Here is a 25,932-nt window from a genome sequence, read left to right on the forward strand (position 1 = left end):
AAACATGCTACAAGATATCGGCATATTGCTGTGGATTATAATTAAAATTTTGGTAATTGTTGTACCATTGCTCCTGGCTGTGGCTTATTTGATTTACGCTGAGCGCAAGGTTATCGGTTATATCCAGGTGCGTGTGGGTCCTAACCGTGTCGGATTCCGCGGTTTATTACAACCTATTGCTGATCTTATTAAGTTGATTTGCAAAGAAATTATTATACCTACTCGTTCTAATAAATACCTTTTTATTATTGCCCCATTGCTTTCTTTAGCGCCTGCATTGGCAAGCTGGGCCGTCGTCCCTTTTCAGGAAGGTATGGTTCTGGCCAATATAAACGCCGGCGTATTGTTTTTATTTGCGATGAGTTCACTCAGCGTATATGGCGTGTTAATTGCCGGCTGGGCTTCAAATTCCAAATATGCTTTGCTCGGCGCTTTACGCAGTGCGGCACAAACGGTTTCTTACGAAATTTCGATGGGTTTTGCACTGGTGGGAGTATTGCTTGCTGCCGGTAGCATGAATCTTTCGGAAATTGTTTATTCACAACAGGGCGGTATCTTGCACTGGTGGTTCCTGCCATTATTGCCCTTGTTCATGGCATTCTGGATAGCCGGCATTGCTGAGACCAACCGCGCGCCTTTTGATTTGGTCGAGGGTGAATCTGAAATCGTCGCTGGTTTTCACGTTGAATATTCTGCGATAGGCTTTGCCCTGTTTTTCCTGGCTGAATATGCAAGCATGATTTTAATTTCAACCATCATCAGCGTTTTGTTCCTCGGCGGTTGGTTGTCGCCTTTTGAAGGCATCCCATTTTTAAATGACATCTTCTTCTTTGTTCCCGGGATTGTCTGGCTTTTGCTGAAGATTTCATTCTTTTTATTTGTTTATTTATGGATTCGGGCAACATTTCCCCGCTACCGTTATGATCAATTGATGCGCTTGGGCTGGAAAGTACTCATTCCTGTCACTATCGTCTGGGTTATTGTGACAGCCTTGATGGTGATAGCAGAAGTTAAGCCCTGGTTTTAAAGATTATTTTAAGTATTGACAAAGCAAATGAGCCGCTAATGAAAAATGCATATCGATACATTAAGCACTATATCCGCAGTTTTACACTGATAGAGCTTTTGGTTGGATTGGGAGTAACAGTCAAATATTTCTTCAAGAAAAAAATTACTGTGCAATTCCCTGAGGAAAGAACGCCGATTTCTCCACGCTTTCGCGGGTTGTTGGCTCTGCGCCGCTATGCAAACGGCGAGGAACGCTGCATTGCATGTAAATTATGCGAGGCAGTTTGTCCGGCATTGGCAATTACAATTGAGTCAGAGCCCCGGGAAGATGGCTCACGCCGCACCACCCGATATGATATTGATACATTTAAATGCATCTATTGCGGTTTGTGTGAAGAATCTTGTCCGGTTGATTCCATCGTAGTTACGCCTATTCAACATTATCACTATACAGAGCGTGGCCAAAATATCATGACGAAAGAAAAATTGCTTGCTGTAGGCGACTTAATGGAAAAACAATTGGCTGCAGATAGAAAAGCCGACGAAAAATACCGATAAATGAGGTAAAAAAATGCACGAATCATTGCTGCAATGGGTTTTTTATATTTTTGCTGGAATGTCTATATTTTCAGCACTAATGGTGATTACGCAAAATAATCCGGTACGTTGTGTGCTTTTTCTGGTGCTCACCTTCATCTTAAGTTCAGTTTTATGGATGCTAGCGGGTGCGGAATTCTTGGCTTTAATTTTGGTGCTCGTTTACGTAGGAGCAGTCATGACGCTCTTCCTGTTTGTGGTCATGATGCTTAATGTCGACATAGAATCCATGAAGGCTCATTTCATGAAATATTTGCCTTTTGGTTTAATGCTAGTGGCCTTGCTGGTTGCGCTTTTATGGGTTGCTATCCCGCAGGGTGCGTTTCAAACTGGTGTTGAAATGTCAGTAGCGGTAGACCGTGTGGTTAATGAAAGCCTGGTGCCTGCGGGAGATGCATTGCCCGAAAATATTTCAAACACCGAAAGCTTGGGCATGGTGCTTTATACCGATTATGTGTTTGCTTTTGAAATTGCTGCAGTTATTTTGCTGGTCGCCATAGTTGCAGCCATCACCTTGGTGCATCGCCGTCCCATGCGCTCGAAGCAGCAGAATGTCGTTCGCCAAATCATGACTAGACCTGAAGACCGGCTAGAGTTGGTTAAAATGAAGCCAGAAAATACGTAAGCTTTTAATAAAGTTAGTTTCTTGATTGAACAATGAGAATTAATCCTTGGGGAATTCTGCATGATACCGGTTACACATTACTTGATACTAAGTGCTATCTTATTTGGGCTGAGTTTAATTGGAATTATTCTCAATCGCCGCAACGTGATTTTATTGCTGGTTTGCATTGAATTAATGCTGCTTGCTGTAAACACTAATTTTGTGGCTTTTTCGCATTATTATGGCAGCCAGGCCGGCGAAGTCTTTGTCTTTTTTATTCTGACCGTAGCAGCGGCAGAAGCGGCAATCGGTTTGGCCATTGTGATGTTGCTTTACCGTAACCGCGGCAATATTGATGTAAACAAGATGAACCATTTAAAAGGGTAACAACGTGAGTATTTTACAGTGCTGTGTGATCATTGTTCTGGCACCTTTATTCGGTAGTGTGGTTGCTGGTTTTTTGCGTAAACAAATTGGCCGCTCTGGAGCCCATAGTGTTACCATAGTCGGTGTTGCCCTTTCTCTCGTATTATCCCTTTATGTCGCTTACATGATTCTTACAGGAGCAGCTCCTGCACTGAATATGAATTTGTACACTTGGGCGAATGGTGGAGCTTTATTCCCTTACAGTTTCAACATCGGTTTTTTAATTGATCCCCTTACCGTCGTGATGATGGTGATCGTCACTTTTGTATCCTTGCTGGTGCATATCTACAGCATAGGGTATATGGCGGACGATAGCGGCTATCAGCGTTTTTTCAGTTATATTTCCTTATTTACTTTCATGATGCTGATGCTGGTTACTGCCAATAACTTCCTGCAATTATTTTTTGGTTGGGAAGGCGTGGGGTTGGTTTCCTATTTACTCATCGGGTTCTGGTATGAAAAGGAATCGGCAATCCAAGGCAATTTAAAAGCGTTTTTGGTGAACCGTGTCGGTGATTTTGGTTTCATTCTCGGTATTGGTTTAGTGCTGGCTTACACAGGCAGTTTGGATTATGCAACTGTCTTTAATGGTGTAAGTTCCCTGGCTAATGAAAGCATGGAAGTATTTGCCGGACATCCATGGTCGGTTATCACCGTAACCTGTTTGTTGCTGTTTGTTGGTGCTATGGGTAAATCTGCACAAGTTCCGTTGCATGTATGGCTGCCCGAATCCATGGAAGGTCCTACTCCTATTTCAGCTCTTATCCATGCCGCTACCATGGTGACCGCTGGTGTATTCATGGTCGCGCGCATTTCACCCATGATTGAATATTCGATGACGGCTTTGAGCGTAGTACTAGTAATTGGAGCCACAGGCGCTTTGTTTACTGGCATATTAGCGTTGGTGATGAATGATATTAAGCGGGTTGTCGCTTATTCTACCCTGTCGCAGCTTGGCTATATGATGGTTGCTATGGGTGCATCTGCATTCAGTGCGGGTATTTTTCATTTACTGACCCACGCATGCTTCAAAGCATTGTTATTCTTGGCTGCCGGTTCTGTTATCATTGGCATGCACCATGAGCAAGATATGCGTAAAATGGGTGGTTTGTGGCGAAAAATGCCGATTACTTATCTAACTTTTTTAATCGGTACTTTGGCACTTTGTGCAATTCCTCCATTTGCCGGATTTTATTCCAAGGATACGATTATTGAAGCGGCGCAATTATCAGAAATTCCAGGAAGTGCTTATGCTTACTTTTGTGTCGCTGCCGGAGCAATGGTTACCGCACTTTATTCATTCCGCGCCTTGTTCATGACATTCCACGGTAAGCCGCGCATGGATGAGCATACTTGGTCTCACGTCCATGAATCGCCTTGGGTAGTTTGGTTGCCTCTGGTTATTTTAGCTATCCCTTCGATTATCCTGGGCTTCATTTTGTATATGCCTATGTTGTTTGCTGCCAATCCTTTGCTAAAAAGCTCGCTATTTGTCTTGCCGCAATACGATGTGTTGGCAAAAATTGCCGAAGAAGGGGTTTCGGCTTGGGAAGCTATCGCGCATGCTTTCGTTTCTCCCGTGTTTTGGCTGACATTAAGCGGTGTGTTGCTGGCCTGGGTGGCGTACGTAGCAGTTCCAACTATCCCTGCCGTGTTCGCCCGCACTTTTTCCTGGGTTTATAAGGTTCTTAAAAATAAATATGGTTTTGATGCATTCAACGATGTGGTTTTTGTAAAAGGTTCAAAAACATTGGGTCAAATATTTTACCGCATCGGCGATCAAAAACTGATTGATGGCATGATTGTAAATGGTTCGGCTAAAACAGTGAAATGGTTGGCTGTGAAAAGCCGGGTAATACAAAGCGGATATTTATATCATTACATTACAGTAATGGTACTGGGGTTGTTTGGATTCCTTTGCTGGTTATTGCTCGGCTAAGTATTGCGATTTAGGGTTATGTAACCTGGGCTAAAAATAAGGTAAGAGTATGCATCATTTGCTCAATTTGTTGATTTGGTTACCCATTATAGGCGGGGTGTTTGTTTTTCTAACTGGTGATGATAACAATCCGAATGTATCTCGGTATTTATCTTTATTTACGGTTATCTTAACCTTGCTGATTTGTATTCCGTTAATGGCTGGCTTTGATATTGATTCACCAGGTATGCAATTTGTAGAAGACATGGCGTGGATGCCTGCTTTGGGAATTCGTTACAGCCTGGGTATCGATGGTCTGTCTCTTCTCTTAATTATTTTGTCTATCTTTACCAATTTAGTTGTCATCTTGGCTACCTGGCACAGCATTAAAAAGCGTATAGGCCAATACATGGCGGCTTTTTTAATCATGCAGGGCTTGTTGGTCGGTGTGTTTTCTGCTCTGGATGCCATTGTGTTTTATATTTTCTGGGAGGCAACTCTTATCCCTATGTATTTGATCATCGGGATTTGGGGTTCTGATAATCGCGTCTATGCTGCTATCAAGTTCTTTTTATATACATTTCTTGGCTCTGTGCTCATGCTTGCTTCCTTTTTATATCTGGGATATTTGGCAGGCACCTTCAAAATAGAAACATTGTATGCAGTTAAATTGGGGATGACTGCGCAAACTTTGATATTCATTGCATTTTTCTTAGGTTTTGCTATCAAGGTGCCCATGTTCCCGGTGCATACCTGGTTGCCCGATGCGCATACCGAGGCGCCGGCTGGCGGTTCAATTGTTTTGGCAGCCATTTTATTAAAATTGGGCGCATATGGGTTTATTCGCTTTTCACTGCCTATTGTTCCGGACGCATGTAATCAATATGCACCGCTCATGGTGGCTTTGTCGTTGATTGCAGTAGTTTATATTGGTTTGGTCGCAATCATTCAGCGCGATATGAAAAAGCTAATTGCTTACTCTTCCATTTCGCATATGGGATTTGTCACCTTAGGATGCTTTGCCATATTCGCCATTGCTAAAAACGGCGGATTGCAAAATGCAGGCCTGATTTTGGAAGGGGCTATTGTTGTAATGATTTCACACGCGTTTATCTCAAGCGCAATGTTCGCTGGGGTAGGTTATCTTTATGAGCGCATGCATACAAGGCAAATTAAGGATTTTGGCGGTGTTGTCAATACGATGCCGGTATTTGCCTCATTTTTCATGTTGTTTGCCATGGCTAATGCCGGGTTGCCAGGAACGTCTGGATTTGTCGGTGAGTTCATGGTGATCCTTGGCAGCATGAAAGCTGGTTTTTGGGTCGCCTTTTGGGCTGCTACTACATTAATTCTTGGCGCGGCCTACACTTTGTGGCTGTATAAGCGGGTAATATTTGGCCCAGTAGCCAATGAGCAAGTGGCGGAATTGAAGGATCTTTCCGGTTTTGAGTTTAGCGCTTACGCTTTATTGGCATTCATGGTTATTGTCATTGGCGTTTACCCTAAACCAATGGTGGATTATGTACATCATACGGTAAGTTATACCTTAGCTCAGGCAGAAAAATCCAAGTTGTAAGCGTCGTAACTTTTCGCATCTAATGAAGGCTAATTGAAATGGTTGAATTATTGAATAACATTCATGTCGCTTTACCAGAAATGATCATTTTGGTAACAGCATGTGTGGCTTTACTCGGTGAGCTGTTCATGAGCCGCCGCTTTCCAGCTATCGTTTTTCTTTGCGCCAGTGCCGGATTACTACTGGCAGCCATAGTCAGTTTTGTCTTCGTGGGGCAGTTTCAAATTTTAGCCTTTCAGGGCCTTTTTATTAGCGACGATGCAGCTCAGTTAATGAAGCTCTTTATATATATATCTGTCTTTTTGTGCTTCTTTTATTCAAGGGACTACATTAAGGAAAGGCAAATTCCAACTGGTGATTATTACATTCTCGGGCTTTTTTCGACTTTGGGAATGATGACATTGGTGTCGGCTCACTCATTGCTGACGGTATATTTGGGACTGGAGCTTTTGTCTCTGCCTTTATACGCCATGGTGGCGATTCGCCGCAACAACAGCGATGCTTCGGAAGCAGCGATGAAGTATTTTATCATGGGCGCCATAGCTTCCGGCATGTTGCTGTATGGCATTTCGCTTGTGTATGGAGCTACCGGTAAACTGGATTTATTACAAGTTGCTAATGCGATTGCAGCAAACTGGCGGCAGGAAAGCGGCATGTTGTCTTTTGCATTGGTATTCATCATAGCAGGCGTAGGATTTAAATTGGCTGCTGTCCCATTTCATATGTGGGCTCCGGATGTCTATCAGGGTGCGCCAAGCTCCGTCGCTTTGTTTGTCAGTACCGCACCTAAAATTGCAGCAGTCGGCATGGCATTTCGCTTGCTTACCTTAGGGTTAGTCGACTTAAGCGCCCAATGGCAGCAGTTAATTCTTATCATGTCTTTATTTTCTGTAGGTATAGGAAATCTGCTTGCCATCGCGCAACCAAACATCAAACGCATGTTAGCGTATTCAGCCATTTCACATGTAGGTTATGCGCTGTTTGGCATTCTTGCGGCAACGGCCGAAGGTTATGCTGCTGCATTGTATTATGTATTGGTTTATGTGCTTATGTCTGCCGCCGCGTTTGGCATGATCATCCTGATGTCGCGTTCAGGCTTGGAAATTGAGCAAATCGATGATTTAAAAGGGATAAACAAGCGCAATCCTTGGCTTGCCTTTATGATGATGGTAGTCATGTTTTCCATGGCCGGCGTGCCTCCGACCGTTGGCTTTTTTACCAAATTATTAGTGTTAAAAGCTTTGGTTGATGTGCATTTAACCTGGGTTGCTACTTTAGGCCTGGTGTTCGCTGTTATCGGTGCATTTTATTACTTGCGCATCGTTAAAGTTATGTATTTTGATGATGCACAAAATCCGGCGCCCATTACTGTATCGGCTGCTACTAAAGCTGTGTTTTCTGTCAATTGCTTGGCGCTCTTATATTTCGGCATATTTCCTGGTGCGTTGATTGCAGCATGTGTCAATGCATTTGCTAGATAATTGGACAAGGGTCTGGGATCAAAGAGAAATTTTATTATTTATTGATGAATGACTTGCTAAATGAGCTAGTCGTGCGTATAATTGGCCTCAGTTGATGCGGGGTGGAGCAGCCTGGTAGCTCGTCGGGCTCATAACCCGAAGGTCGTAGGTTCAAATCCTGCCCCCGCTACCACTATAAAACAAACCCCATTTATGGGGTTTTTTATTATGTGCATTTGCAACAGATTTGAATCATAGCAATTTTCACATTCAGCACAAGATGAAATCAGGTGATGGACTTTGCATCCCTCGCAGTGGCTTGACACCTTCATAAGTAAAGGATCTTTTCAGATGAGCGTATAAGTTTACTTGGGCAAGTAACAAGGATGTCATTAACTATGAGATGTGTATGAAACAAGACGAAATTGAACAGCTAATTACACCGACCATAGAAGATATGGGATATATACTGTGGGGATGTGAATATCTTGCACAGGGTAAACATTCGCTCTTACGCGTTTACATTGATCATGACAATGGTATTGGTATCGAAGACTGCGAACGGGTCAGTCGCCAAGTCAGTGCCCTTCTCGACGTTGAAGATCCAATACCTGGTAATTACAGTTTGGAAGTATCATCTCCTGGCATACCAAGGCCGTTATTCCACAGTTGGCAATACCAAAATTATCTAGGCCAAGGCGTTCAAATTAAATTATTTAAACCTGTTGCCGGCCAAAGAAAATTCACTGGGATTATTACATCAGCAGACGAAACCCGTTTGGTGTTAACCATTGATGATGAAGCCCAGGAGTTTCTTTTTTCTAATGTTGCGAAAGCAAATTTGACAGTCTAGTGAGGCGAACAATGAGCAAAGAATTGTTATTAGTTGCTGAGGCGTTATCCAATGAAAAAGGGGTACGGAAAGAAGTTGTTCTTGAGGCAATTCAAGCTGCTTTAGAATCAGCAACACGGAAGCTTTATGGGATGGAACTGGGTGTTCGAGTGAAGCTTGACCCGCGGACTGGCGAGTATGAAACCTTTCGTTATTGGGATGTGGTTGCCGAAGACGAGGACGTTGAATTCCCTGATCGTGAATTGACTTTGGTGCAAGCTAAAGAGCGCAACCCCAGCATTGAAATAGGTGGTCGCATTGAAGAGCAAATGCCTTCCATTGAGTTTGGACGTATAGCTGCCCAAACAGCAAGACAAGTTATCGCACAAAAAGTACGCGAAGCTGAACGTCGGCAAGTTGTGGAACAGTTTATGAGTAAACTGGGACAGCTTGTTTACGGTACGGTGAAAAAAGTTACGCGCGATAATATTATTATTGACTTGGGTGGAAAGGCTGAGGCTTTTATGCCGAGGACGGAAATGCTTCCGCAAGAAATGTTCCGGCCTAACGACCGCGTGCGCGCTTATCTGTATGATATCATTGAACAAGCCCGTGGCCCGCAATTAATGGTGAGCCGTACTCGTAAAGAAATGCTTATCGAGTTATTCAGAATTGAAGTACCTGAAATTGGCGAAAACGTCATTGAAATTAAAGCAGCTGCGCGCGAACCCGGTAGCCGCGCAAAAATTGCTGTCAAAACGAATGATGGCCGCATCGACCCAATTGGTGCTTGCGTGGGCATGCGTGGTGCTCGCGTCCAAGCTGTCTCCAGTGAATTGGGCGGCGAGCGTGTTGATATTATCCTCTGGGATGATAATCCGGCTCAATTGGTTATCAATGCCATGGCACCTGCAGACATTTCATCTATTGTTGTCGACGAAGATACACATGCTATGGATTTGGCTGTACAAAAGGATCAATTATCGCAAGCCATTGGCCGCAATGGGCAAAACGTGCGTTTGGCCAGCCAATTAACCGGCTGGACGCTTAATGTCATGACGGTTGAAGAATTTGAAGATAAAAGTCAGGCAGAATCAACTAAAATTATAAAATTATTTACTTCGGCCCTGGATATAGACGAAGAAATTGCGCTGCTTTTAGTTTCACATGGATTTTCTTCTTTGGAAGAAGTTGCCTATGTACCGAAAGAAGAATTGCTAGCCATTAACGAATTTGATGAAGAAATCGTCGAAGAATTGCGCAGCCGCGCTAATGATAACTTGTTGACGCAAGCATTATCTTCTGGGCAAAACACCGTTAGTTCCGAGCTTTTGGCACTGGAAGGAATGACGGAAGAGTTAGCTGAACGCCTTGCCGCAGCAGGTATTACGACTTTGGACGATTTAGCTGAACAGTCAGTCGATGAACTTCTGGAAATAGCAGGAATTACAGAAGAAAAAGCAGGTGCATTGATCATGAAAGCACGGGAACCGTGGTTTCATCAGAATAAAGCATGAGCACCAAAGGTGTAAGTTGTGCAGTAATGCCAGGTTCTAAAAATTGCAGGTGAAAATAAGTGCTACTGCTCGCAAGAGCTCATTTTTATCCAGACTAGAACATGGCTAGCATAAACTTAATGTTTAAGAATTTAGAACGTAAGAGCGATCCCGATGGATGGCTGGATGAGGATTAAATTATGGCGGATGTAACGGTTAAGCAATTAGCACAAGTCGTGGGTATCCCTGTTGAGCGCTTACTAAACCAGTTGCAAGAAGCTGGATTATCTTTTACCAATGATGAGCAAACCGTAAACGAAGAACAAAAACGGATATTGCTAAATCATTTAAAAGGCAGCAACGAAGCACGTACCGCTCCCGAGCGGATCACTTTGCGACGCAAAAGCGTCTCACAAGTGACTTTAGGTCATGACTCGCATAGTGGTAAAACAGTAAACATTGAAGTAAGAAAAAAGAAAACTTACGTCAAAAGAAGCCTCTTGGAGCAAACAGCAGAATCTGAGGTGGAAGAACAAGCAGTGGAACTTGAAGTTCCCTTGGAGGAAACTGCTACAGTTACTCCTGAAGCGGAGGTTGTAGAAGAACCCGTGATGGGCGAAGAGCAAAGCCCCGTGCAGGCAGATGACGAGGCGCCAGTTCAAGCTGGTGAAACTGATTCTGCAACGGGTGAAAACCACATTGAGGAAGTGGTTGCAACAGCTGCTGCGGCTCCTGGCCATGTTGCTGAGAAAAAAGAAAAACCTGTTTCGCCTGAAGAAAGTAAAGCTGAGAAAGCGAAGAAAAAAGCGCCTAAAAATGATTTTGAAGACAAGGCTGAAAAAAGCGACTTTAAAAAAGGCAAGAAAAAAAGCAAATACCAGCCAGTTATTCACGATGACGCTGAACATGATTTAATGGTGCCAAAACGCCATAAGCCTAAGAAACGCAAAACTGAAAAATCCGATAAATATCGCGAGGCAGAAGAAGCTTTGACGCATGGATTTGCAATGCCTACCATGCCTGTTGTCCGGGAAGTATCCATCCCTGAAACCATTACAGTCGCAGAACTTGCAAAACGTATGTCTGTTAAGGCCGCCGAAGTGATTAAAGTCATGATAGGTCTTGGTGCCATGGCGACCATTAACCAAGTTATCGATCAAGAGACAGCGATCATCGTAGTTGAAGAAATGGGGCATATTCCGCGACCGCTTAAAGAAGATGCCATTGAGCAAAATCTCGGCGATGTATTGAGTAAAGGAAGTCATGAAGAAGCGCGCGCACCTGTGGTAACGATCATGGGACATGTCGATCATGGAAAGACTTCGTTGCTCGATTACATCCGCCGTACAAAAGTAGCTGCCGGTGAAGCAGGTGGTATTACTCAGCACATCGGTGCCTACCACGTGCATACACCGAAAGGAAATATCACATTTCTGGATACGCCGGGTCATGCTGCGTTTACCGCAATGCGTGCCCGCGGCGCCCAGGTAACCGACATTGTAATTTTAATTGTGGCGGCAGATGATGGTGTGAAACCACAAACCATCGAAGCAGTCCAACATGCGAAAGCTGCCAAAGTCCCTATGATCGTTGCCGTGAATAAAATGGATAAACCGGGGGTTGATCCTGAGCGTGTGATGAATGAATTGTCCAATTATGAAGTGATTCCCGAAGCTTGGGGTGGCGATACAATGTTCGTAAACATTTCTGCAAAAACTGGCCAGGGTGTGGACGAGTTATTGGATGCGATTTTATTGCAGTCAGAAGTTCTTGAATTAACTGCGCACACTGATGGCGCAGCCAAAGGGGTAGTGATTGAATCCAGATTGGATAAGGGACGTGGTCCAGTTGCCACTGTGCTTGTGCAAAATGGTACTCTGCACAAAGGCGATATTTTATTGGCTGGACTGCAATATGGACGCGTACGTGCTTTGGTTGGCGACAACGGCATGCCGGTTGAATCGGCAGGGCCTTCCATGCCGGTAGAGATATTGGGCTTGTCTGCCATTCCCCATGCTGGTGATGAAGCTTTGGTTGTTCCTGATGAAAAAAGGGCGCGTGAAGTTGCGCTTTTCCGTCAAGGTAAATTCCGCGATGTAAAATTGGCCAAGCGTCAAAAAGCTTCTCTGGAAGGCATCATCGACACCATGAATGCAGCTGAGACGAAAATTTTAAATGTGGTACTGAAGGCTGACATGCAAGGCTCTGTGGAAGCGATAGCGGATGCATTGGTTAAGCTTTCCACCGATGAAGTAAATGTTAAAATTATTGCCAGCGGTGTCGGCGGCATCACAGAATCAGACGTGCATTTGGCTATAGCTTCTAATGCGTTGTTAATTGGCTTTAACGTGCGCGCCGATGCTGGGGCAAAACGTCTGGCCGAAGTAGAAGGTGTGCCACTGCACTATTACAGCGTAATTTACGACATCGTGGATCAAGTAAAAGGTGCTTTATCAGGCATGCTTGAGCCAACCTTTAAAGAAGAAATCATCGGGGTCGCCGAGGTTCGCGACGTGTTCCGTTCACCCAAACTGGGTGCTATTGCCGGTTGCATGGTCATCGAAGGCACTATTAAGCGTAATAATCCTATTCGTGTATTGCGTAACAACGTGGTGATTTATGAAGGTACTCTTGAATCCTTGCGCCGCTTTAAAGAAGACGTGGCGGAAGTGCGCCAGGGATTTGAGTGCGGTATCGGCGTTAAAAACTATAATGATGTTAAGACGGGCGATTTGATTGAAGTCTACGAGACCATTGAAATCAAGCGCGAAGCATGATGACTTATTAACCCGTTCGGCGCTGGATATAAATCCAGCGCAAAACCCATAATCGCTGTGGTTGATAAGGAAAGAATATGAGTAATGATTTTAAACGTACAGACCGGATTGCCGAGATAATCCTGCGCAAGTTAGCGCATATTATTCAACAGGAAGTAACTGACCCGCGTTTGCCTAAATTCATCACGATTTCTGCTGTGAAGGTGTCCAAGGATTTAAGCCATGCAAAAGTGTATTTCACGGCATTAAACCATGAGCCTGAAAAGACTGTGCTGATTTTGAATACTGCAGCCAGTTATTTGCGTACTATTTTGGCAAAGACAATCAAGCTGCGCACCGTTCCCCAGCTTCATTTCGTTTACGATGAATCGATCGAGTATGGAAAACGCTTAAGCCGTTTGATTGACGAAGTTAATCCTGCAAGTGATGAAGACGAATAAAACAGACAAGCAAAGCATAAATGGCATCCTCTTGGTTAACAAGCCGTTGGGTTTGACTTCTAATGGCGTGTTGCAGCGTGTAAAACGTTTGTATAATGCCAAAAAAGCAGGGCATACCGGCAGCCTTGATCCTTTAGCCACAGGCATGTTGCCTGTTTGTTTTGGCGAAGCAACCAAATTTAGTCAATATTTGCTTGATGCTGATAAATGTTACGAAGTGACGGCGCGTTTAGGCATTAAGACCACGACTGGCGATACTGCCGGTGAAATGATTGCTGTAGTAAATGATTTTTCTATTCCACTGGATGAATTGCAGCATGCCTTAAAATTTTTCATTGGGACAACGCAGCAAACGCCTTCCATGTTTTCTGCTTTAAAACACCAGGGGACACCGCTTTATAAGCTTGCACGGGCGGGGATAGAAGTCCCGCGGCAACCACGAGATATTCACATTCAGGAAATTGAGCTTCTGCATTTTGATGGGGTGGAATTCAAGCTTAAAGTATTGTGCAGCAAAGGGACTTACATCCGTAATTTAATTGAAGACTTGGGCGATAAGCTGGGCGCGGGAGCTCACGTGACCCAATTGCACCGGGTTTATACGTTAGGGTTTAAAGATGAACCCATGTATACTTTGGAAAATTTGCATGCACAACCGTCTAGCGAACTTTGCCAACGCTTATTACCAATGGATCGCGCCGTATGGCATTTACCTAAATCATTCTTGCAGGCAGAAGAAGTAGGTGCCTTGCGACAAGGAAAAATCATAGGCACGGCTGAACGCATCACTGGGTGCATACGCTTGTATCAGCAAACGGATGCCCAGTTTTTAGGATTGGGGGAAATTCAGGACAAAGGATTATTAAAGGTAAAACGCTTGTTAGCTGCCGATGCAATACAATAAACGTACAATAAACCTATTTTTAATACTTGTTTCCCTGCTCTCACCTTGGTAAAATCCCACCTTTTGAAAAACAGACGTTGAACAGCTTCGTTTTTTTTGCTAAATTTTGTGAAAACTGATTGTACCTGTCCTGTGGATTAAGTTTTTTGCAATAAAATTTTAAAAATGCTGTACAATATCGGTTGAAAAATTACTTAGCCTATTTCCAGGAGTAAACAATGTCGCTAACGAGCGCACAAAAAGCAGAAATTATCAATGAATTCAAACGTGCCGATCAAGACACAGGCTCACCTGAAGTGCAAGTTTCTCTGATGACCGGTCGTATTAATTATTTGACCGCGCATTTTAAAGAGCACAAAAAAGATTTCCACTCTCGTCTTGGCTTGCAAGAATTAGTAAACAAGCGCCGCAAGCTTTTAAAATATTTGAAAAGAAAAGACCCTGCACGTTATTCTACTTTAATTCAAAGTCTTGGTTTGCGAGATTCCTATTGATTATCAGCAACCAAATGTATGGGGTTGATACAAGGAACGTTTTTTAACTAGAAAAGCGCAGTACTCTGCGCTTTTTTTTTCTATGCTAACTGCAGCTTATTTTGTGAGGTTTTTAGGTTAGTAAATACGATGAGCTTTTGGCAATTCGTTAAGTCTCTAAAAGCAAATGAATGTTCATCAAGCATCTTGCCCGGATGCTTTCTCAGCGTTCTGGATGATAAAAGCTCTTGCCTAATCACAATCTTCTGTAGGAAATAATTAAGAGGTAACTCACGTGGCTAAATATATAAAAGAAATACAATTCGGAAAACACACGTTGCGGCTTGAAACCGGAGAAATAGCCAGGCAAGCCGATGGCGCAATTTTTGCTACCATGAATGGTACGCAAGTTTTGGTAACCGTCGTTGGTAATAAAAATGGTGCCGAGAAAAATAATTTTTTCCCGCTAACGGTTAACTATCAAGAAAAAACCTACGCAGCTGGGAAAATCCCAGGAGGATTTAACAAGCGCGAAGGGCGGCCAAGTGATCATGAAACCCTGGTTTCCCGCTTGATTGACCGTCCTATCAGGCCATTATTCCCCGATGATTTCTACAATGAAGTACAAATTATCGCTACCGTGATGTCGCTTAATCCCGAAGTGCCAGCCGATGTCGTATCCATGATTGCAGCTTCTGCAGCTCTGGCAATTTCCGGTTTGCCCTTCCAAGGCCCCATCGGTGCAGCCCGCGTTGGCTACAAAGACGGTATTTATACTCTGAACCCAAGCTATAAAGAGCAAGAAACTTCTGAACTTGATCTCATCGTTGCAGGTACCGAGAATGCAATTTTGATGGTGGAATCAGAGGCACGTGAACTCAGTGAAGAAGTTATGCTGGGTGCCGTGTTATACGGTCATGAAATGATGAAAGATGTAATCAAAGCCATCAAGGAATTGGCTGTCGAAGCCGGTAAACCTGCCTGGGTTTGGTCGGCGCCGCAAATTGATACATCTTTATTGGCTCGCATTGAAGCATTGGGGAAAGCACCTATCACTGAAGCTTATTTGCTGAAAGACAAACAAAAACGTTACCAGCGACTCAATGAATTGCGGGAAGACATTACGATTTCTTTAATGCAGGAATATGAAGAATTGGATGCAACTGCGGCAGCCAGTTTAATCAGTAATCTTGAAAAGAATATTGTACGCAACCGTATTTTGGATGGTGAGCCACGCATCGATGGCCGCGATTTAAAAACTGTAAGACCTATTGCCATCCGCACCAGTCTCTTAGAACGAGTACATGGCTCTGCCTTATTTACCCGCGGCGAAACCCAGGCTATTGTGGCCGCGACTTTAGGCAGCGAGCGCGATGCTCAGACGCTGGATAAATTGGAAGGCGAGACCAAAGAGCGCTTTATGTTGCATTATAATTTTCCGCCTTATTCCGTCGGTGAAACGGGGATGGTAGGCAGTCCGAAGCGGCGTGAGATCGGGCATGGAAGATTAGCCCGGCGCAGTTTGGCAGCGGTGTTACCTGGCGCCAGCGAGTTTCCGTATGTTTTGCGCGTTGTTTCCGATATTACGGAATCGAATGGTTCAAGTTCTATGGCTACGGTATGTGGAACCAGTTTGGCTCTTATGGATGCCGGAGTCCCATTAAAAGCGCCTGTCGCGGGCGTAGCCATGGGGCTTATCAAGGACGGCGAGCGTTTTGCAGTTTTAACCGATATTTTGGGCGATGAAGATCACCTTGGCGATATGGATTTTAAAGTAGCAGGTACCGATACAGGGGTTACTGCACTGCAAATGGATATCAAAATCACCGGCATTACCAAGGAAATCATGGAACAGGCTCTTGAACAAGCCCTGGCTGGACGCAAGCACATTCTTAATGTGATGAAAAATGCACTGGCAGAACACCGCGATGAGTTATCGCAACATGCCCCAAGAATTGTCACCATGAAAGTGGCTGAAGATAAAATCCGCACCATTATTGGTAAAGGTGGCGCAACCATTAAAGGCTTGATTGACAGTACAGGGGTGTCAATCGATATCGATGACACTGGTGTCGTGCAATTGTTTTCCCCTAACGCCGATGCATTGGAAGAAGCACAGCGCCAAATTAAAGCGTTGGTTGCGGAAATTGAAGTAGGGCAAACCTACCGTGGCAAGGTGAGCAAAATTGTTGATTTTGGCGCGTTCATCAACCTCCTCCCTGGCAAAGATGGCTTGCTGCACATATCGCAAATATGCTCAGAGCGATCTCAAAAAGTTGAAGATGTGTTGCAGGAAGGCCAAGAGATTGAAGTGTATGTTGCCGGAGTAGATAAGCAAGGCCGGGTAAAACTGGAGTGGAAGGACAAGCCAGCAGCTCCGGTTAAGCAGCCTGAAGAAAAGGCAGCTGCAGAGGCTCCGGCAGACGCAGCAGAGCCAGAAGAACCGGCTTCAGAAGAATAACGGTAAAGCTTTTTCCCTGCATGCCACGAGCAAAGCTCGTGGCATTATCCCTGCGAAATAATCAAAATTACACACCCGCGTCGCTTGTTTATCTGACCAAACTTTGCCTACAGGTCTTATTTGACGTTCACCTTGTTCCACCCTTTCTCTTGTTAAGGCTTGCTGCATGGAACGTTAAAGCAAATTTTGCCGTAATACCCCAAAATATTACTAGAGAAATTTCACATTTTCTGGGAGGTTATTTGCAATATTTTAAGTAACGAGAAAAAATTGGAAGTATCAAAATATAGAAAATTTCAATTGTTTCGTTGGCAGGCCAAATTTGGCCATCCCAAATTTAGAATTGCTTGGAATTTTGCTAAAAACCATGCGGAATGCTGCGGTCCGAAAATTTTTATGTATTTTCGAAATGGACATCCGCATTGCCGCAGCTTACTGGGCCGCTTTTTAACGACGTATCCACAAGTTAAATGATATATTCGAAAAAATTTGGGCCAACTCAGATGGTGTGGATAAAGCCGACGGCCAAAAGCCTGTAGAAGGCTTTTGGCTTAAGTGAAATTTATCTGGCTCTAACGAATCAAATTTAAAAATTCAATACGGCTGCTTGAATTGCTGCGCATCTCACCAAGCATCACAGAAGTGGTCATCACCGAATTTTGTTTCTCCACGCCTCTCATCATCATGCAAAGATGTCTTGCTTCAACGACAACTGCTACACCGCGGGCACCAGTAATGGTTTCTATACAGTGGGCTATTTCACTGGTCAAGCGTTCCTGGATTTGCAATCTACGGGCAAAGTAATCGACAATGCGGGCAATTTTAGATAAGCCAATCACTTTACCATTCGGTAGATAGCCCACATGGCATTTCCCCAAAAAAGGCAATAAATGATGTTCGCACATCGAATACATTTCAATGTCTTTCACGATCACCATTTCACTCATATCGGATTCAAACAAGGCATCATTGATTACATCGCTTAATTCTTCCTGATACCCTTTCGTCAGGTAGCGTAATGCGTTGGCAGCGCGTGCTGGCGTGTCGCGCAATCCTTCACGGTTAATATCTTCACCGATTTCGTTCAGAATTTCTTTAAATAATTCTTTCATGATTCAACCTTTATAATGAAATAGCTTCGGTTTTTACATACCATTTGCCGGGAGCCACAGAGTCCAAATATTACGCACCATATCCGGAAATTTATTTACTTCTCTTTAAGAAAAAAGACTAATTTTAGCCCAATTGGTGCCGCAGGAGCAATGCGCTTCTAGGTAGAAAGGGGATTTCGTTTAAAAATTATTAACCGTCGCCTTGAAGCACTAAAATTTAATCTGCTATACCTTGAAGAAAAGGCCGCCCAATGCCAATGACTAATTTATTCCATAAGCTATTATTCGAGATTTTGCAGCCTAGAAAGGCGCTTCGCTCGGCCAGTCGCTATAAGAGAAAAGCCGATGAGGAATTGTATAAAAATAAATTTGAAGATTTAATACAAAGAAACCTATTATTTCGCGACTTTAGAAGAACAATTAATTCCATAAAAACTCATCGAAATTATAGTAAAAATAAAGTTTCTCTATCGAATAAGTCCTTATCATTATTTGTTGCATCTACTAGGGCGTGTTTTTAAAGTTTCAGCCACAGCAAAATACCTATTACAATTAATGCACCTAAAAACATGGCGGCAGTTTTATCATACCGCGTAGCAATTCTTCTGAAACCTTTTATTCTGTTAAAAAATCGTTCGACATGATTCCTTTCTTTATAAATATGGGAATCATGCTCAATAAAAATAATTCGATTCTTTTTACTCGGAATAACGGCCTCAACACCACGTTTCGCCAACTCTTCTCTAAATTCATTGCTATCGTAGGCGCGATCAGCCAATAAATATTCACTTTTATCTTCACCCAATAAATCTTTTGCTGTCTTTAATTCATGCTCTTGACCGCCTGTTAGGATAAATCCTAAAGGTAAGCCAACCTTTCTTTATAAATATGGGAATCATGCTCAATAAAAATAATTCGATTCTTTTTACTCGGAATAACGGCCTCAACACCACGTTTCGCCAACTCTTCTCTAAATTCATTGCTATCGTAGGCGCGATCAGCCAATAAATATTCACTTTTATCTTCACCCAATAAATCTTTTGCTGTCTTTAATTCATGCTCTTGACCGCCTGTTAGGATAAATCCTAAAGGTAAGCCAAATGAGTCAACTTTTGCATGAATTTTCGAGCTAAATCCGCCGCGACACCGTCCAAGTGCTTGATGTTCTTGACCACCTATCGCACCAGCGGCATGCTGATGCGCTCGAACGATACTACCATCCATCATGTGCCATTCGTGATCGCCATCTTTTTTTTAAAATTTCAAGTATTCCATTGAAATTCCCTTTTTTTACCCACCGGTTGTAACGACCATAAACACTTTGCCATTTCCCATAATCTGGCGGTAAATCTCTCCAAGGCGCACCCGTCCTGATTATCCAACAAACTGCCTCAATAAATAATCGATCATTTTCCCCATGGCGACCTTTAGGAGATGGCAGTAATTGTTCTAATTTGTTCCACATTTTGTCATCTTTTTTTTAAAATTTCAAGTATTCCATTGAAATTCCCTTTTTTTACCCACCGGTTGTAACGACCATAAACACTTTGCCATTTCCCATAATCTGGCGGTAAATCTCTCCAAGGCGCACCCGTCCTGATTATCCAACAAACTGCCTCAATAAATAATCGATCATTTTCCCCATGGCGACCTTTAGGAGATGGCAGTAATTGTTCTAATTTGTTCCACATTTTGTCATCAATAACAAATCTTGACATCCATTTGCTCCATTTTCACTATGGAGGCTTTTTATCAGATTTTTAATAGTTTGAAAAACTTTAAAAACACGCCCTAGTCAGTAAGCTTTATTGTATTTAATGTAATCTACAATCTAAAAGATATGGAATTAGTTTTCAAGCCATTCCCGTGCATTCACAATGCGTGCTTGCCGCTTTCTGAGTTGACACTTATTTTTAAGGTTGTCTCTGTAGGATTATTTTATGATAAGCTGCCAAGCCTATTCTTTTGAATGACAAACATGGAAAAATTAACCAGAGAGTTTTATGCGCGTGAGACCACAATTGTAGCGCGGGAATTGCTTGGAAAGTACCTGGTGCATAAAAAAGATGGCATTGAGCAGATCGGAAAAATTGTAGAAGTAGAAGCGTATTTAGGTATTAAGGATTTGGCAGCCCATTCTGCAAAAGGTATAACCAAGCGAACGGCAGTGATGTTTGGCCCACCAGGTTATGCATACGTGTATCTGATTTATGGGATGTATTATTGCTTCAATGTAGTAACTGAGACAGAAGGAGAAGGCACGGCGATATTGCTGCGCGCTATTGAACCTGTTAAAAATATCCAAGGCCGTACCCAAGGTCCTGGACTTTTATGCAGAGCCATGCAGATTGATAAAAGCTTATACGGCCATGATTTGTTAAGTGATGATTTTTATATTGCAAAAGGGTCAGAAGCAGAAAGAATTCACGTCATTTGCAAGCCAAGAATTGGGGTACATTATGCGAAGCACTGGGCAAAAAGGCTATTAAGATTTTACATTAAAGGCAATCCTTATGTTTCTAAACAATGATTAAGACAATGGAAAAAGGAGTCATTCATGAAGAATAACATCGAGCAATTTTTAACCTCCAAAGCATATGCAGTGGCGGGGGCATCAACGAACCGTAGTAAATACGGCAATAAGGTTTTGCGTTGTTATTTGCAACATAATATGACAGTTTATCCAATTAATCCCAGAGCAACTCTTATTGAAGGCGTGGTTTGCATTCCTTGTATAGCCGATTTGCCTGATGATGTGAAAAGTCTTTCGATTATCACTCCACCTGCAATCACTGAAAAAATAGTAGAAGAAGCAATTCAAAAAGGTATAAAAAATATTTGGATGCAACCGGGTGCTGAAAGCGATAAAGCCATTCAAGATTGCCTGGATAATCAAATTAATGTGATTGCAGAAGGGCCTTGTATTTTAGTTGTTTTGGGATTTAGGGAATTTTAAGGCCACAACTATCTAATCGTTAAGGGCATTGTTATAAGTAGGCTAAGCGGCGCCTAGCATAGACGACTTTTGCAAGGTGTCATTTATTGAATCATTTGATAAGGTATTATTATTTTCACTCTCATTTTTGGGAGCATCCTTAAAAAATTTGAAAAAATTTACTCCTGCTGGCTTACCGGCTAGCGAGCCGCATTTTTGCCTTCCTTCTGACTTTTCATCCATATTTGATTGGGAAGTGTGCTGATTTTCTTTTATCTTTTGCACTGCTTCTCGAGGGCCAGACAGTAATTCTTCCTTTTCTGCAGAATCAGCATTTTTAACAGCTGTTTTATGTTCCTCAAGGAAGCCGGAAATTTGTTGACTCGGAAACCCTGGAGCGCTTAGCTCTGCCACCATTGCCCGTACTTCTGGATATTTAATTAGATAAAGTTCTTTCCTGGCTTGTTGCAGGGACAAACGTTTAGTAGCGTCTTCTTCGGTTAGTTTTTGAATTAATTCCTTAAATGTCTGGCCATATTCTGATGTAAAGATCGAATGATTAAGATCGATAGGGTCCATGTTAGGCGAGCGCTTGCTTAAAAAGAAATACAAGTTTCTTCCTAACGTATAGGCATGAAATTTATCCGCATTTAATTGTGAAGGATCATTTTTCCCCTTGCTGTGCTGTAGGTAATAATCTAAATATTCCGGCGGAGCAAACGAACGAGTGGAGATAACAAACGAGCTGAAGGGATTTTTTTCTTTTAGAAGATAACCATCCGAATTGGTAAATAGAAAGGATTTGGTGTCTGCAATAATTAATTTATTTTCATCGTTTACAAGCCAGTTGGCATTTTTTGCATCTGGGAAAATGCACCCAGCCTCTTGAATCCGCAGCAAAATTTCACTCATTTGCATGAAGTATTCCGCTATTTGTGCAACATGCAAAGATTTATTTTTTTGTGCATCTAACGAGCCTTGGGCTAAGAATTCAGTTACGGTAAGGAAACGGACTCGTTTTTGCTCTGTATTTTTATCAGAAATAACCCCCATGCGCTCAATAAAACCTACCAGGATGGTATCGCACATGGATTGCAGTAAATAATCTCTGACTTCAGTGGAATTTAAGCGAAATTCAACTTTTAAAACCCAGGATTTATTATTTACTAAGTTGGTTACCTTATAATTTAATGAGTTGGCTCCTCCTAAGAATTGTATCTGATGTTCGCTTAGAAATTTCTTAAAAACCGATGCATCTTGGGCATGTTTTTTTCCTTTATATAATTTTTTAATGGAAGGTTCGATTAGTTTACGATCGCTATAAATTAAAATGTCCAGCAGCTTATTTATTTTTTTAGAAGTGAGAGTCCCAAGAATATTCACAATAGGGGGTATGTTATTTGCTGATGTGAGCAAAGGCGTATTGAGTTTCTTGGCTTGTTTCAGTACGGCATCTTCGAGAGAGGCTTGTGCAGTTGTTAATACGATGGATTTTTCAAAATGCGCAGGTTGAAATTGATCATATAATTTTCTGATTTTTTGTTGAATGGAGAGGAGTGATTTTTTTTTATTCTCTAAATCAGCGAGAGATATGGCGTTATAATTCTCAATAAGCTTGTTAATTTCTTGGATGAATTGTTCTGCCGCTTTATAAAATTGAAGATGGTTTAATGCATCCACATCACCCACTGGATAGGCATTTAGTTTTTTTATTTTTTCAGGTAATTTGGGATGCTTAATTTCTTTAAAAATTAATTTTAATTGCTGCACAAGTTTCACGATATCTACTAGCCTAAAAAACTTAAACCATTATAGATCAAACATCACGTATCATACCTATAACATTAATAATTAATGCAACAATTCAAGTTTGTAAGCAATCAAAAATAGAAGTAAAGTTGATCAATTGGTTGTTATTTTGTGCTATAATGAATTCTATTAATTCAATTGGAATTAAAAACAAACTATATTTTGAGGATTAGTATGAGAAAAATGTTTAATGCGCTTCTACTGGTTTTAATTGGCTTCATGAGCGCACAAGCCTATGCACAAAAGGTAATAAAACTGGCTCCTAAAGAATCTCGTTCACTTACGAACCATTATGCCTGGACACTAAACGCTACTTGTAACATTCAAGGCTCTGAATCTAAAGGGAAAATTCGAGTAAGTATTCTGTCTAACAAAGGAAAAATAAATGGGCAACATTTATCGCAAGGACAAGCACGCTCCTTAACAGTCAAGAATAATGATAATATTTCCGTGAGTGCGGAACCTGGAACAAAAGTTCATTTGATTAATTTAGGTAAAACGCCGGTGCAAGCTATTTGCTCAGCTTAATACCCGTATAAAACAAATCCACCATAAAGCAGCTTAGTCTGCTTTTATGTGTTTTCTCGTTTAAAACTTTCCCAAGTTGGTTTTTTTATCTGGACAAATGTAGAAATTTTTACCAAAATGCGGCTTCAATTTAAAGCAAAGGTTGCATTCATGAAAACAATAAAATGGTTATCCTTTTTTTTATTGCTGATTAGCAGTATTTCCATTGCTGCACCAAAAAAAGAAGTAAGCAGCCCTGATTTACCAATGCAAAAACAAATTCTTTACTATGTGAATGAATATCGGATAAAGCATCATCGTGCTCCGCTTAAATTAATGTCGACCATTTCGGTTGAAGCGGTCAAGCATAGTCAGGCTATGGCATCCAAACGCATTTCTTTCGGGCATCAGCATTTCAATGAGCGCATCAAACATTTGTATAAAGAATTTAAAGATAGCCGCGGTGGGGCAGAAAATGTGGCTTATTATAAACTGAATGCGAAAAAACTGGTGGATGCCTGGATAGCTAGTCCCGGCCATCGTAGAAATATTCTCGGTAATTACACTATAACAGGCATTGGCATTGCGCATGCGAAGAAAGGTTGGGCTTACTATACGCAAATCTTTTTAAATACCAGTGGAATACGAGGATAAATTTCAGAAAGGCCGGACTCAATGCCCGGCATTATATTTTTTACAGTGCGGCATGATCTATCTTTATCCTTTGATACAAATTAAAGGCTTTAAACGAATTATTTTTTTAGCCAAACCGGCTTGATGGGCCGTTTCGATGACAGAATGGATGTCTTTATAAGCGTGCGGTGCTTCTTCAGCCACACCTCGAAAAGAAAGACTGCGGATTAAAATACCTTGAGATTTTAATTGCTCAATCACCTCTTTTCCTCGCCACATTTTTTTGGCTTGATGGCGACTCATGGCACGACCAGCTCCATGGCAAGCAGAGCTAAACGACTTTTTTTCTCCCTCTGCAGTTCCTGTCAGCACATACGAAGCAGTGCCCATACTGCCGCCGATGATAACAGGTTGTCCAATGTCACGCAGAGAAGAAGGCAAAGCCATATGCCCAGGGCCAAAGGCTCGGGTGGCACCTTTACGGTGTACATACAAGGACATTTTTCTGCCCTCCACTTCATGGTCTTCTTTCTTACAAGTATTATGAGAAACATCGTATAGCAATTTCATTTGCATGCCAGGCATCAGTTCCTGGAATACTTCACGCATGAAATGGGTAATGATTTGCCGGTTGGCTAAAGCGCAATTAATACCTGCTGCCATAGCACCTAAATAATTTTTACCGGTAACGGAATGAATGGGTGCGCAGGCTAATTCTCGATCGGCTAGTTTAATGTGATGCTTTTCAGCCTCAAGGATCATCGAACGCATGTAATCTGTACCAATTTGGTGGCCCAGGCCGCGTGACCCACAATGAATGCTTATGACCACATCGTGTTTTTTTAAATTTAAATGAGAAGCAATGTGCTCATCATAAATCTCGTTGACTTCCTGGACTTCGAGATAATGGTTTCCTGAACCTAAGGTGCCCATTTCTTTTTTCTGCCGCTCCTTGGCATGCTCTGAAACTTTATCAGGCAAGGCCCCCGGCATGCAGCCGTTTTCTTCGATGCGCTCCAAGTCATTTTCTTCACCAAAACCCTCACGCACAGCCCATTGGGCTCCACCTTGAAGCATGCATTCCATGCTTTTTTTATTTAAGTGAATATGGCTTTGGCTGCCTACCCCAGCTGGGATACGCTTAAATAAAGCATTTGCAAGGTTTTCTTTTAAAGGGGCGAGTTCGGTCGTGGTAATCCCGGTAGACAAAAGCCTTACACCACATGAAATGTCAAAGCCAACGCCGCCTGCCGATACCACGCCTCCTTGTTCAGGATCAAAAGCTGCTACTCCGCCAATTGGAAAACCATAACCCCAATGCGCATCGGGCATGGCATAAGATGCACTGACGATTCCCGGAAGGGCGGCTACATTACAAATTTGTTCATAAACTTTTTCATCCATCTCTTGAATGAGTTCAGCTGAGGCATAAATTATTCCAGGAACTCTCATTTTTCCATGGGTTGGAATAAGCCATTCAAAATCATTTATTTTTTCTAAAGAAGATAATTGCATGTCTGCTCCTGAATTCATTTATCAAACATCAACCACACATTGCGCAATCCATTGCTTCTTTTTTTTAACTACATGCAATTCATTATAGGTTGCGCCTTTCACGTCAACTGCAGGTTGGTGTTTTAAGCGATTGATTTTCTCACCTTTAATCACTGCGGTTAAGTGCATGGCAGGTGTTATATGTACTTGAAATTCTGAAAATAACATCTGTCTAGCATCCATTTGAAAAATAATGGCGTTTAGCCAATCAATGAATAAAATTTCAGCGTCAGGCGCTTTACAATTGATGGTGATGGCAATAGCTGGCTGTATTTTATCAGGCTCAGTAACTACACAGGTAAGTGCTTTTGCTGCCATGGCGAATGCCTCTGCCAGGGTAGAACCCATACCTCTTATTCCCACATCAGCGCCGTGAGAAAAGTGCTCCCATTTTATAATCGTCATTTATT

General features: G+C 42.3%; 26 protein-coding genes and 1 tRNA gene. 19 read left to right on the forward strand and 8 right to left on the reverse strand.

Going from position 1 to position 25,932, the window contains the following annotated elements:
* Positions 1–4: 4 nt before the first annotated feature.
* The 15 genes from nuoH (at position 5) to pnp (ending at position 16,972) form a co-directional block, all read left to right on the forward strand.
* The gene (nuoH, locus tag NKV53_RS00360) at positions 5–1,027 is read left to right on the forward strand and encodes an NADH-quinone oxidoreductase subunit NuoH (RefSeq protein ID WP_126953390.1); all 1,023 of its coding nucleotides are present in this window, start codon (positions 5–7) and stop codon (positions 1,025–1,027) included.
* Positions 1,028–1,065: 38 nt separating this feature from the next.
* Entirely contained in the window at positions 1,066–1,566 is a 501-nt protein-coding gene (nuoI, locus tag NKV53_RS00365) for an NADH-quinone oxidoreductase subunit NuoI (RefSeq protein ID WP_126953389.1), read from the forward strand.
* 13 nt (positions 1,567–1,579) lie between these two features.
* Positions 1,580–2,230, forward strand: coding sequence for an NADH-quinone oxidoreductase subunit J (locus NKV53_RS00370; protein WP_126953388.1), 651 nt, complete (start codon positions 1,580–1,582; stop codon positions 2,228–2,230).
* A gap of 60 nt (positions 2,231–2,290) precedes the next feature.
* On the forward strand, positions 2,291–2,596 hold the full coding sequence (gene nuoK, locus NKV53_RS00375) for an NADH-quinone oxidoreductase subunit NuoK (RefSeq protein WP_126953387.1): 306 nt from the start codon (positions 2,291–2,293) through the stop codon (positions 2,594–2,596).
* A gap of 4 nt (positions 2,597–2,600) precedes the next feature.
* On the forward strand, positions 2,601–4,574 hold the full coding sequence (gene nuoL / locus NKV53_RS00380; protein ID WP_127057140.1) for an NADH-quinone oxidoreductase subunit L: 1,974 nt from the start codon (positions 2,601–2,603) through the stop codon (positions 4,572–4,574).
* Positions 4,575–4,623: 49 nt separating this feature from the next.
* Entirely contained in the window at positions 4,624–6,129 is a 1,506-nt protein-coding gene (locus NKV53_RS00385; RefSeq protein WP_127057139.1) for an NADH-quinone oxidoreductase subunit M, read from the forward strand.
* 38 nt (positions 6,130–6,167) lie between these two features.
* Complete coding sequence (nuoN, locus tag NKV53_RS00390; RefSeq protein WP_253350510.1) at positions 6,168–7,610, forward strand: NADH-quinone oxidoreductase subunit NuoN; 1,443 nt, start codon at positions 6,168–6,170, stop codon at positions 7,608–7,610.
* A 95-nt stretch (positions 7,611–7,705) separates the two neighbouring features.
* Positions 7,706–7,782, forward strand: a tRNA-Met gene (locus NKV53_RS00395).
* 216 nt (positions 7,783–7,998) lie between these two features.
* Positions 7,999–8,442 (forward strand): ribosome maturation factor RimP, encoded by a 444-nt coding sequence (gene rimP / locus NKV53_RS00400; RefSeq protein ID WP_126953383.1) that lies wholly within the window; start codon positions 7,999–8,001, stop codon positions 8,440–8,442.
* Positions 8,443–8,453: 11 nt separating this feature from the next.
* Positions 8,454–9,938, forward strand: a complete 1,485-nt coding sequence (nusA, locus tag NKV53_RS00405; protein WP_126953382.1) for a transcription termination factor NusA — start codon at positions 8,454–8,456, stop codon at positions 9,936–9,938.
* A gap of 179 nt (positions 9,939–10,117) precedes the next feature.
* On the forward strand, positions 10,118–12,694 hold the full coding sequence (gene infB, locus NKV53_RS00410) for a translation initiation factor IF-2 (protein WP_126953381.1): 2,577 nt from the start codon (positions 10,118–10,120) through the stop codon (positions 12,692–12,694).
* 77 nt (positions 12,695–12,771) lie between these two features.
* The gene (gene rbfA / locus NKV53_RS00415; protein ID WP_126953380.1) at positions 12,772–13,134 is read left to right on the forward strand and encodes a 30S ribosome-binding factor RbfA; all 363 of its coding nucleotides are present in this window, start codon (positions 12,772–12,774) and stop codon (positions 13,132–13,134) included.
* Positions 13,121–14,038, forward strand: coding sequence for a tRNA pseudouridine(55) synthase TruB (gene truB / locus NKV53_RS00420; RefSeq protein ID WP_127032713.1), 918 nt, complete (start codon positions 13,121–13,123; stop codon positions 14,036–14,038). The genes rbfA and truB overlap by 14 nt, the downstream gene beginning before the upstream one ends.
* 218 nt (positions 14,039–14,256) lie before the next feature.
* Positions 14,257–14,532 carry a 30S ribosomal protein S15 gene (gene rpsO / locus NKV53_RS00425; protein ID WP_126953379.1) on the forward strand — a complete coding sequence of 92 codons (276 nt, stop codon included), beginning with the start codon at positions 14,257–14,259 and terminating at the stop codon, positions 14,530–14,532.
* A gap of 274 nt (positions 14,533–14,806) precedes the next feature.
* Complete coding sequence (gene pnp / locus NKV53_RS00430) at positions 14,807–16,972, forward strand: polyribonucleotide nucleotidyltransferase (RefSeq protein ID WP_127032699.1); 2,166 nt, start codon at positions 14,807–14,809, stop codon at positions 16,970–16,972.
* A gap of 572 nt (positions 16,973–17,544) precedes the next feature.
* Here the strand turns inward: pnp and folE are convergent.
* The 5 genes from folE to NKV53_RS00455 all read right to left on the reverse strand — a co-directional run bounded on the left by folE (position 17,545) and on the right by NKV53_RS00455 (position 19,802).
* Complete coding sequence (folE, locus tag NKV53_RS00435; protein WP_126953377.1) at positions 17,545–18,084, reverse strand: GTP cyclohydrolase I FolE; 540 nt, start codon at positions 18,082–18,084, stop codon at positions 17,545–17,547.
* 517 nt (positions 18,085–18,601) lie between these two features.
* Positions 18,602–18,889, reverse strand: a complete 288-nt coding sequence (locus NKV53_RS00440) for a transposase (protein ID WP_371923143.1) — start codon at positions 18,887–18,889, stop codon at positions 18,602–18,604.
* A 53-nt stretch (positions 18,890–18,942) separates the two neighbouring features.
* Positions 18,943–19,311, reverse strand: a complete 369-nt coding sequence (locus tag NKV53_RS00445; RefSeq protein WP_253350512.1) for a transposase — start codon at positions 19,309–19,311, stop codon at positions 18,943–18,945.
* On the reverse strand, positions 19,298–19,549 hold the full coding sequence (locus NKV53_RS00450) for a transposase (RefSeq protein ID WP_253350514.1): 252 nt from the start codon (positions 19,547–19,549) through the stop codon (positions 19,298–19,300). Before NKV53_RS00450 ends, NKV53_RS00445 begins: the two co-directional genes overlap by 14 nt.
* Positions 19,550–19,553: 4 nt before the next feature.
* The gene (locus NKV53_RS00455; protein WP_371923144.1) at positions 19,554–19,802 is read right to left on the reverse strand and encodes a transposase; all 249 of its coding nucleotides are present in this window, start codon (positions 19,800–19,802) and stop codon (positions 19,554–19,556) included.
* Between the two features lie 260 nt (positions 19,803–20,062).
* Here NKV53_RS00455 and NKV53_RS00460 point away from each other — a divergent pair, with 260 nt between their 5' ends.
* Positions 20,063–20,614 carry a DNA-3-methyladenine glycosylase gene (locus tag NKV53_RS00460; RefSeq protein WP_253350515.1) on the forward strand — a complete coding sequence of 184 codons (552 nt, stop codon included), beginning with the start codon at positions 20,063–20,065 and terminating at the stop codon, positions 20,612–20,614.
* Between the two features lie 27 nt (positions 20,615–20,641).
* A complete protein-coding gene (locus NKV53_RS00465) occupies positions 20,642–21,040 on the forward strand; it encodes a CoA-binding protein (RefSeq protein ID WP_126954562.1) in 399 nt (132 codons plus the stop codon).
* Positions 21,041–21,082: 42 nt separating this feature from the next.
* Here the strand turns inward: NKV53_RS00465 and NKV53_RS00470 are convergent, their stop codons facing one another.
* A complete protein-coding gene (locus NKV53_RS00470; protein WP_126954561.1) occupies positions 21,083–22,798 on the reverse strand; it encodes a hypothetical protein in 1,716 nt (571 codons plus the stop codon).
* 204 nt (positions 22,799–23,002) lie between these two features.
* On the opposite strand from NKV53_RS00470, the gene NKV53_RS00475 reads away from it, so the two are divergent.
* A complete protein-coding gene (locus NKV53_RS00475) occupies positions 23,003–23,356 on the forward strand; it encodes an S-Ena type endospore appendage (RefSeq protein ID WP_126954560.1) in 354 nt (117 codons plus the stop codon).
* 150 nt (positions 23,357–23,506) lie between these two features.
* Complete coding sequence (locus NKV53_RS00480) at positions 23,507–23,989, forward strand: CAP domain-containing protein (protein ID WP_233579858.1); 483 nt, start codon at positions 23,507–23,509, stop codon at positions 23,987–23,989.
* A 63-nt stretch (positions 23,990–24,052) separates the two neighbouring features.
* On the opposite strand, the gene NKV53_RS00485 is transcribed toward NKV53_RS00480, so the two are convergent.
* Positions 24,053–25,483, reverse strand: a complete 1,431-nt coding sequence (locus tag NKV53_RS00485; protein ID WP_253350517.1) for an RtcB family protein — start codon at positions 25,481–25,483, stop codon at positions 24,053–24,055.
* Positions 25,484–25,504: 21 nt separating this feature from the next.
* Entirely contained in the window at positions 25,505–25,927 is a 423-nt protein-coding gene (locus tag NKV53_RS00490) for an archease (RefSeq protein WP_126954558.1), read from the reverse strand.
* Positions 25,928–25,932 lie beyond the last annotated feature (5 nt).

The sequence above is a fragment of the Legionella sp. 27cVA30 genome, from assembly GCF_024160945.1.
GTDB lineage: Bacteria > Pseudomonadota > Gammaproteobacteria > Legionellales > Legionellaceae > Legionella_A > Legionella_A septentrionalis.

Bases quoted from the DNA above. Each gene is read 5' to 3' on its own strand.
- nuoH (WP_126953390.1), top strand. From the start codon at position 5: ATGCTACAAGATATCGGCATATTGCTGTGGATTATAATTAAAATTTTG.
- nuoI (WP_126953389.1), top strand. From the start codon at position 1,066: ATGAAAAATGCATATCGATACATTAAGCACTATATCCGCAGTTTTACA.
- NKV53_RS00370 (WP_126953388.1), top strand. From the start codon at position 1,580: ATGCACGAATCATTGCTGCAATGGGTTTTTTATATTTTTGCTGGAATG.
- nuoK (WP_126953387.1), top strand. From the start codon at position 2,291: ATGATACCGGTTACACATTACTTGATACTAAGTGCTATCTTATTTGGG.
- NKV53_RS00385 (WP_127057139.1), top strand. From the start codon at position 4,624: ATGCATCATTTGCTCAATTTGTTGATTTGGTTACCCATTATAGGCGGG.
- nuoN (WP_253350510.1), top strand. From the start codon at position 6,168: ATGGTTGAATTATTGAATAACATTCATGTCGCTTTACCAGAAATGATC.
- rimP (WP_126953383.1), top strand. From the start codon at position 7,999: ATGAAACAAGACGAAATTGAACAGCTAATTACACCGACCATAGAAGAT.
- nusA (WP_126953382.1), top strand. From the start codon at position 8,454: ATGAGCAAAGAATTGTTATTAGTTGCTGAGGCGTTATCCAATGAAAAA.
- infB (WP_126953381.1), top strand. From the start codon at position 10,118: ATGGCGGATGTAACGGTTAAGCAATTAGCACAAGTCGTGGGTATCCCT.
- rbfA (WP_126953380.1), top strand. From the start codon at position 12,772: ATGAGTAATGATTTTAAACGTACAGACCGGATTGCCGAGATAATCCTG.
- truB (WP_127032713.1), top strand. From the start codon at position 13,121: ATGAAGACGAATAAAACAGACAAGCAAAGCATAAATGGCATCCTCTTG.
- rpsO (WP_126953379.1), top strand. From the start codon at position 14,257: ATGTCGCTAACGAGCGCACAAAAAGCAGAAATTATCAATGAATTCAAA.
- folE (WP_126953377.1), bottom strand. From the start codon at position 18,084: ATGAAAGAATTATTTAAAGAAATTCTGAACGAAATCGGTGAAGATATT.
- NKV53_RS00445 (WP_253350512.1), bottom strand. From the start codon at position 19,311: ATGATGGATGGTAGTATCGTTCGAGCGCATCAGCATGCCGCTGGTGCG.
- NKV53_RS00450 (WP_253350514.1), bottom strand. From the start codon at position 19,549: ATGTGGAACAAATTAGAACAATTACTGCCATCTCCTAAAGGTCGCCAT.
- NKV53_RS00455 (WP_371923144.1), bottom strand. From the start codon at position 19,802: ATGTCAAGATTTGTTATTGATGACAAAATGTGGAACAAATTAGAACAA.
- NKV53_RS00460 (WP_253350515.1), top strand. From the start codon at position 20,063: ATGGAAAAATTAACCAGAGAGTTTTATGCGCGTGAGACCACAATTGTA.
- NKV53_RS00465 (WP_126954562.1), top strand. From the start codon at position 20,642: ATGAAGAATAACATCGAGCAATTTTTAACCTCCAAAGCATATGCAGTG.
- NKV53_RS00475 (WP_126954560.1), top strand. From the start codon at position 23,003: ATGAGAAAAATGTTTAATGCGCTTCTACTGGTTTTAATTGGCTTCATG.
- NKV53_RS00480 (WP_233579858.1), top strand. From the start codon at position 23,507: ATGAAAACAATAAAATGGTTATCCTTTTTTTTATTGCTGATTAGCAGT.
- NKV53_RS00485 (WP_253350517.1), bottom strand. From the start codon at position 25,483: ATGCAATTATCTTCTTTAGAAAAAATAAATGATTTTGAATGGCTTATT.
- NKV53_RS00490 (WP_126954558.1), bottom strand. From the start codon at position 25,927: ATGACGATTATAAAATGGGAGCACTTTTCTCACGGCGCTGATGTGGGA.